Source organism: Embleya sp. NPDC001921 (genome assembly GCF_053594475.1).
In genome coordinates, this window is the sequence record NZ_JBSFEO010000077.1 from 26,189 (window position 1) to 33,464 (window position 7,276).

A 7,276-nucleotide genomic window follows, 5' to 3' on the forward strand; every position below is an offset into this window, starting at 1 on the left:
ACCGTGCGGATGTGCATCCGTACCCGCGTTCACCCGAAGGACGCCTGCCCGTCCGACCACGGTTGCGGTGGGCGTCGAACCACCGTAAAGCGGGATCGGACGGGATCGGGGACGGCACGCCGACGGCCGCCCTCGCTCGCTCACCCGGTCGATGCCCGTCGGCAGGTCCATTCGCAGTACGCTCCAAGGCGATGAATCACACCGCCGACGAGCCCGCCACGCACGAGCCCCCAGCTCGCCGAGCGGAGCCGCTTCCCGAAAAACCGCCCGTCTCCGTGATCATGCCGGTGCTCAACGAGTCCCGACATCTCGAAGAGGCCGTCGGTCGTGTGCTCGCGCAGGACTACCCCGGCGACATCGAAGTGGTGATCGCGCTCGGCCCGTCCACGGACGACACCGACACCATCGCCGCCCGATTGGTCGCGAACGACGAGCGGGTACACACCGTCGCCAACCCGAGCGGTCGGACCCCGTGCGCGCTCAACGCCGCGATCGGCGCCTCCAGCCATCCGGTGATCGTGCGCGTCGACGGCCACGGCATCCTGCCCGAGGGCTACATCTCCACCGCCGTCCGGTTGCTGGTCGACACCGGTGCGGCCAATGTCGGCGGACTCATGCACGCCGAGGGCACCACCCCGTACGAGGACGCGGTCGCCCGCGCGATGACCTCCAAACTCGGCGTCGGGAACGCGCGCTTCCACACCGGCGGCAGCGCGGGGCCGGCGGACACCGTGTACCTCGGCGTCTTCCGGCGCGAGGTGCTGGAGGAAATGGGCGGGTACAACGAGGAGTTCGAGCGCGCCCAGGACTGGGAGCTGAACTACCGGATCCGGCAGGCCGGCTACCTGATCTGGTTCTCGCCCGAGCTCAAGGTCTCCTACCGGCCCAGGCAGACCCCCAGGGCCCTGGCCAAGCAGTACTTCAACTACGGCCGTTGGCGGCGGGTGGTGTCCCGGCACCACAAGGGTTCGGTCAACTTTCGCTATCTCGCGCCGCCGGCCGCGCTGCTCGCGGTCGCGCTGGGCACGGTGGCCGGCCTGGTCGGCTTCTGGCCCGGCTGGCTGCTGCCCGGCGGCTACGTGGTGGCCATCCTGGGCGGCGTCGCGTGGGAGGGCCGCGGCCTGCGGCCCGCCGCGTTCGTACGCCTGCCCATCGTGCTGGCCACGATGCACGGGGCTTGGGGGGCCGGCTTCCTGACCAGCCCGAAGAGCCTCGCCGATCGGGTCGAGGCGGGCACGGAGCGGCCGGCCGACGAGTTGAGCTGAACCACCGGCAACGGTTGTCCGAGGGCCCGGGTCGCGCGCGTGCGGCCCGGGCCCTCGCGTTGTGCGCCCCCGGCGCGGGGCGCCCGGCGGGCCTGCGAGCGCGTCTTCGGCGTCGCCTCGGACGCGGCCCGGGATCGGACCTCGCACGCGGCCTCGGATGCGGCCCGGATCACGCTTCGGACGCGGCCCGGGATCGGGCTCCGAAGCCGGCCCGGGTCGACGACTCGCCGTTTCCTCGGCCGGAAACCGGGTCCGTTCGGTAAAGCCAAGTAACGTGGCCGCCCTGGTCACCGCTCGTCCCCGGTGACAGTCTGTGAACAGTCGGCACGGCCTTGGGAGACGACGGCGATGAGCGACAGGGACTCGGCTGTGGCCGCTGGAGTGGCGATTCCGGACGCCCGGCAGGCCGCGGAGGATCGCGGCTTCACCCCGCCCGAGCGGCTGCGACGGGTCGTCGTCACCCACACGGACGTGGGCGGGGAACATCCGGACGATCCCGTCGAGGGTGCCTACGTGCTGCGGGTCGAGCCCGCCGAGACGGTCGCGGTGACCACCTCGGTGCGGGTGTCCCAGACCGGCGTGGTGCGCTCGCTGCGGGTGCCGGTGGACCCGGACAAGACCGCCCGGCTGGCCGCCGCGCGGGCCGCCGTCGAGGCGCTAGACGGCGGTGGGGTGCTCAAGGGGCTGCGCCGGATCATGGCCCAGCGCGACCTGGAGGCGATCCGCCGCACCCACCGGGCCGAGGCCGAGCGCGACGCCGACGCGTGGGCGCTGCGCTGCGCCCAGGCGTACGAGCCGTACGTGCGCGCGTTCGCGGCCGACGCGGAGCCGCCGCCCGTGTCCTCGCCGGTGCTGGGCATCGGACCGACCAACACCTGCGGACAGGGGCACGCGTGGGCCCGCGCGGTCGAGCGGCACCTGCCGGGCGTCCGTGCCGAGGCGTCCGCGCTCGCCTCCGCCAATACCCTGGACCACCCCGCCGATCAGGCGATCGAGACCGACGACTGGCTGTCCACCCGCTGGCAACTGGGCCGGCTCGCCCATGTGCTGGATCGCTACACCCACGTCCTGGCGGAGTGCGGGATGCCCGCGTTCGGCCGGCTCGGCGGTTCCTGGGTGGACACCGACCTGGCCGAGCTGCGGGCGGCCGGGATCGCGCTGGGGCTGGTGCTGTACGGCTCGGAGGTGCGCGATCCGGCGGCGCACCGGGCCCGGGTCGAGTTCTCGCCGTTCGACCCGCGCTACGAGCTCACCCACGCGTTGCAGGCCAAGGTGGACCGGCTGCTGCCGATCCTGCGGGACCTGGACGTGCCGACCTTCGTGGCCACGCCCGACCTGATCGCGGACGTGCCGAACGCGGTGTGGCTGCCCCCCGCGCTCGACCCCGGGGTCTGGCGCGCCGACACGCCGGTGCTCACCCGGGAACGCCCGGTCGTACTGCATGTGATGACGAGCCCGTTCCTGCACGGCACCGCGCGGATCGAGCCCACCCTGCACCGACTGCACGAGATCGGCCTGATCGAGTACCGGCGGATCCTGAACCGGCCCACCCGCGAACTCCCGGCGCTGTTCGCGGACGCCGACATCGTGCTCGACCAATTCGCCTGCGGCTCCTATGGCATGACGTCGTGTCAGGCGCTCGCGGCGGGCCGCCTGACGATCTGCTACCTGCACGAGTCGGCGACCGCCCACCTGCCGTCCGACCCGCCCATCCGCGGCGCCGACCCGAACTCGCTCGCCGAGGTGCTGGAGGAGGTGATCGCCGAACCGGACGCGGCTCGCGAACTGGCCGCCCGCGGCCCGGCGTACGTCGCCGAGCACCACGACGGCCGGCGTTCGGCCCGCGTCCTCGCCGATTTCCTGGGCGTGGCGGCCCAGTGAGCACTAGCGTTCGGGGGTGGCAATCGACCCGAGCGCGGACGTTGACGAGTCGGCAATCATCGGCGAGGGCACCCGTGTGTGGCACCTCGCCCAGATCCGGGAGGACGCGGTCCTCGGCCCGAACTGCGTGATCGGCCGCGGCGCGTACATCGGACCCGCGGTCCGCGTCGGGGCCAACGTCAAGGTGCAGAACCACGCGCTGGTCTACGAGCCCGCGGTGCTGGAGGACGGCGTCTTCATCGGCCCGGCCGTCGTGCTGACCAACGACATGTACCCGCGCGCGATCACCCCCGACGGCCTGCTCAAGGGCGAAAAAGACTGGCCTGCCCAGGGTGTGACGGTCCGTCAGGGTGCCGCCGTGGGCGCCCGCAGCGTGGTCGTCGCGGGCGTGACGATCGGCCGCTGGGCCCTGATCGCGGCCGGTGCGGTGGTGCATCGCGACGTCCCCGACCACGCCCTGATGGCCGGCGTTCCGGCCCGCCGCATCAAATGGGTCGGTCGCGCGGGCGTGCCCCTGACCGACGCGGGCGACGGCCGGTGGCGCTGCCCGGAAACCGGCGAGCTGTACACGGAACAGGACGGGCGGCTGGCCCTGACACCACCGCCGGCCGCCTCGACCGCGTAGGCGTCGCGGAACGCCGGGAGCCGGTGCGCCCTTCCGGTTGCCGCCCCGATCGCCGAATCCCCCGGCCGAAGCGTCGCGGCCGGGGGATCGTGGCGCTCCGCACGTCGCCCGTGCGGGCCGGGGAGCCTACTTCGGCAGGTTCCGGGCCATCACGATGCGCTGGACCTGGTTGGTGCCCTCGTAGATCTGGGTGATCTTGGCGTCGCGCATCATCCGCTCCAGCGGGTAGTCGCGCGTGTAGCCGTAGCCGCCGAGGAGCTGGACCGCGTCCACGGTGATCTCCATCGCCGCGTCGGAGGCGAAGCACTTGGCGGCGGCGCCGTGGAAGGTCAGGTCCGCGTCGCCGCGCTCGGACTTGGCCGCCGCCGCGTAGGTCAGTTGCCGGGCCGCCTCCAGCTTCATCGCCATGTCCGCGAGCATGAACTGGATGCCCTGGAAGTCGGCGATCGGCTTGCCGAACTGCTTGCGCTCCCGCACGTACCCCTTCGCGTAGTCGAGCGCGCCCTGCGCGATGCCCAGCGCCTGCGCCGCGATCGTCACGCGCGTGTGGTCGAGCGTCCTCATCGCGGTGGCGAAGCCGGTGCCCTCGGCGCCGATGATCCGGTCGGCCGGGATCCGCACGTTGTCGAGGTAGACCTCGCGCGTCGGCGAACCCTTGATGCCGAGCTTCTTCTCCGGCGCGCCGAACGAGACGCCCTCGTCCGACTTCTCCACCACGAAGGCCGAGATGCCCTTGCTGCGCTTGTCCGGGTCGGTCACCGCCATCACCGTGTAGAACTCGGACACGCCCGCGTTGGTGATCCAGCGCTTGACCCCGTTCAGCACCCACGAGTCGCCGTCGCGCACCGCGCGGGTCTTCATCGCGGCGGCGTCCGAGCCCGCCTCGGGCTCGGACAGGCAGTAGGAGAACATCCCGTCGCCGCGCGCCACCGCGCCGAGGTAGCGCCGCTTGAGGTCCTCGGACCCGGACAGCACGAGCGGCATGGTGCCGAGCTTGTTGACCGCCGGGATCAGCGACGAGGAGGCGCACACCCGCGCGATCTCCTCGATCACGATCACGGTGGCCAGCGCGTCCGCGCCCGAGCCGCCGTACTCCTCGGGGATGTGGACCGCGTGCAGATCGTTCGCGCTGAGCGCGTCCAGCGCCTCCTGCGGAAAACGGGACTGCTCGTCGACCTCGGCGGCGAACGGGGCGATCTTCGCCTCGGCGAGGGCGCGGACCGACTCGCGGAGCATGTCGTGCTCCTCGGAGACGCGGTAGAGGTCGAAGTCTTTTCGTCCGGCCACGGGTGCCTGCCTCTCGACTGAAGGATGTGCGGCGCGTACGCAGCAGCGTTTTATTACCGCTCAGTAAACAACACTGTCGCCCACAATTATTCAGCCGGACCCCGACCTGGCCCGCATCGGCACGGCCACGATTCGACGACGCCGGCGTGACGGCGACGGATACGATCCATGACGGACGGCATCCGTACCCGTCCCATCCCGCTCCATCAGGCTCCATCCCGCCCCTCGACGAAGAAGTCAGGTGACGTACGTGGCACCCCGCATCACGGTCATCGGTACCGGCTACCTGGGCGCCACGCACGCGGCGTGCATGGCCGAGCTGGGCTTCGAGGTCCTGGGAATGGACGTGGATCCGGACAAGGTGGCCACCCTCTCGAGCGGCCGGACGCCGTTCTGGGAGCCCGGGCTGGAAGAGCTGATGGCCCCGCACGTCACGTCGGGGCGGCTGCGCTTCACCACCGACGTCGCCGAGATCGCCGAGTTCGGCGACGTGCACTTCGTCTGCGTGAACACGCCGCAGCGCAAGGGCGAGTTCGCCGCCGACGTGTCCTACATCGACGCCGCCGTGGACGCGCTGGCCCCGCTGCTCACCCGCCCGTGCCTGGTCGTCGGCAAGTCCACCGTCCCGGTCGGCACCGCCGAGCGCCTCGCCGTGCGGATCGCCGAGCTGGCGCCGGTGGACACCGAGGCCGAGCTGGCCTGGAACCCCGAGTTCCTGCGCGAGGGCTACGCCGTCCAGGACACCCTGCACCCGGACCGGCTGGTGATCGGCGTGCGCTCGCAGCGGGCCGAGGCCGCGCTGCGCGAGGTGTACGCGCGGCTGCTGGCCGAGGACGTGCCGCTCGTGGTGACCGACTTCGCCACCTCCGAGCTGGTCAAGACCGCCGCCAACTCGTTCCTGGCCACCAAGATCTCCTTCATCAACGCAATGGCCGAGGTCTGCGAGGCGGCCGGGGCCGACGTCGAGCAACTGTCCGAGGCACTCGCCTTCGACCCGCGGATCAACGGCCGCTTCCTCAAGGCCGGCCTCGGCTTCGGCGGTGGCTGCCTGCCCAAGGACATCCGCGCGTTCATGGCCCGGGCGGGTGAATTGGGCGCCGACCAGGCGCTCACCTTCCTGCGCGAGGTGGACGCGATCAACATGCGCCGCCGGTTCCGGATGGTCGACCTCGCCCGCGAGCAGTGCGACGGCAGCTTCCTGGGCCGCCGGGTGGCCGTCTTCGGCGCCGCCTTCAAGCCGAACTCGGACGACATCCGCGACTCGCCCGCACTCAACGTCGCCGCCCAGGTGCAGCTCCAGGGCGGCGAGGTGACCGTGTACGACCCCAAGGCGATGGACAACGCCAGGAAGATGTACCCGGGCCTGACCTTCGCGGAGACCGCCTTCGACGCCGCCCGGGGCGCCCATGTGGTGCTGCATCTGACCGAGTGGCCGGAGTTTCGCGAGATGGATCCGGTCGAACTGGGCGAGATCGTTGCACAACGTCGCGTACTCGACGGGCGCAACGCCCTCGACCCGGTGCGCTGGCGCGGCGCAGGATGGACGTACCGGGCACTCGGTCGCCCCTGAGTAGCCGGCCCGCCCCGGGGGCACACTCACCGGGCCGACGGCGCCGCGCCGTCCGTCTGTCGGGGGGCACCGCGAGCAGCGAGACAAGGACTGCGAGGTCATCAGCATGCCGTACGGCGACGAGGCCACGATCCGACGGATCCTCGACACGCACACGTGGGCGGTGGTGGGGCTCAGCACCAACTCCCATCGCGCCGCATATGGAGTAGCCGCGTTCCTCCGCCAGTGGGGAAAGCGCGTCGTGCCCGTGCACCCGAAGGCCGAGATCGTGCACGGCGAGCAGGGCTACGCCACGCTCGCCGAGATCCCGTTCCCGGTCGACGTGGTCGACGTGTTCGTCAACTCGGAACACGCCGGCGACATCGCCGACCAGGCCGTCAAGGTCGGGGCGAAGGCGGTCTGGTTCCAGTTGGACGTGATCGACGAGCGGGCCTACCAGCGCGTCCGCGACGCGGGTCTGGACATGGTGATGGACCGCTGCTCCGCGGTGGAGCTCCAGCGCATCACCATGACCGGCGCGGGCCGGTCCTGAGCTGTTTTGTCGGGCGACTTTGTCGCCGGCTCGCGAGGCGCCGCTTTTTCTTTCCCCCGCAAGCTCCTCCAAGAAAAAGCGGCGCCTCGCTCGGGGCTTCGTGTCCCTCCGCTTCG

The 7,276-nt window shown here is 71.5% G+C and carries 6 protein-coding genes; 5 read left to right on the top strand and 1 reads right to left on the bottom strand.

Features of this window, described 5'->3' with window-relative positions:
* Positions 1–191: 191 nt before the first annotated feature.
* From ACWCPW_RS48155 to ACWCPW_RS48165, 3 genes are all read left to right on the top strand, one after another.
* Positions 192–1,265: a glycosyltransferase family 2 protein gene (locus ACWCPW_RS48155; RefSeq protein ID WP_449767993.1), complete on the top strand. Its 1,074-nt coding sequence runs from the start codon at positions 192–194 to the stop codon at positions 1,263–1,265.
* Between the two features lie 348 nt (positions 1,266–1,613).
* Positions 1,614–3,146, top strand: a complete 1,533-nt coding sequence (locus tag ACWCPW_RS48160; protein ID WP_449767994.1) for a glycosyltransferase — start codon at positions 1,614–1,616, stop codon at positions 3,144–3,146.
* A gap of 22 nt (positions 3,147–3,168) precedes the next feature.
* Positions 3,169–3,771 carry an acyltransferase gene (locus ACWCPW_RS48165; protein ID WP_449767998.1) on the top strand — a complete coding sequence of 201 codons (603 nt, stop codon included), beginning with the start codon at positions 3,169–3,171 and terminating at the stop codon, positions 3,769–3,771.
* 126 nt (positions 3,772–3,897) lie between these two features.
* Here the strand turns inward: ACWCPW_RS48165 and ACWCPW_RS48170 are convergent, their stop codons facing one another.
* A complete protein-coding gene (locus tag ACWCPW_RS48170; RefSeq protein WP_449767995.1) occupies positions 3,898–5,058 on the bottom strand; it encodes an acyl-CoA dehydrogenase in 1,161 nt (386 codons plus the stop codon).
* Positions 5,059–5,308: 250 nt separating this feature from the next.
* Here ACWCPW_RS48170 and ACWCPW_RS48175 point away from each other — a divergent pair, with 250 nt between their 5' ends.
* Positions 5,309–6,628 carry a UDP-glucose dehydrogenase family protein gene (locus ACWCPW_RS48175; RefSeq protein WP_449767996.1) on the top strand — a complete coding sequence of 440 codons (1,320 nt, stop codon included), beginning with the start codon at positions 5,309–5,311 and terminating at the stop codon, positions 6,626–6,628.
* A 106-nt stretch (positions 6,629–6,734) separates the two neighbouring features.
* Entirely contained in the window at positions 6,735–7,160 is a 426-nt protein-coding gene (locus ACWCPW_RS48180) for a CoA-binding protein (protein ID WP_449767997.1), read from the top strand.
* Positions 7,161–7,276 lie beyond the last annotated feature (116 nt).

Bases quoted from the DNA above. Each gene is read 5' to 3' on its own strand.
- ACWCPW_RS48180 (WP_449767997.1), top strand. From the start codon at position 6,735: ATGCCGTACGGCGACGAGGCCACGATCCGACGGATCCTCGACACGCAC.
- ACWCPW_RS48160 (WP_449767994.1), top strand. From the start codon at position 1,614: ATGAGCGACAGGGACTCGGCTGTGGCCGCTGGAGTGGCGATTCCGGAC.
- ACWCPW_RS48155 (WP_449767993.1), top strand. From the start codon at position 192: ATGAATCACACCGCCGACGAGCCCGCCACGCACGAGCCCCCAGCTCGC.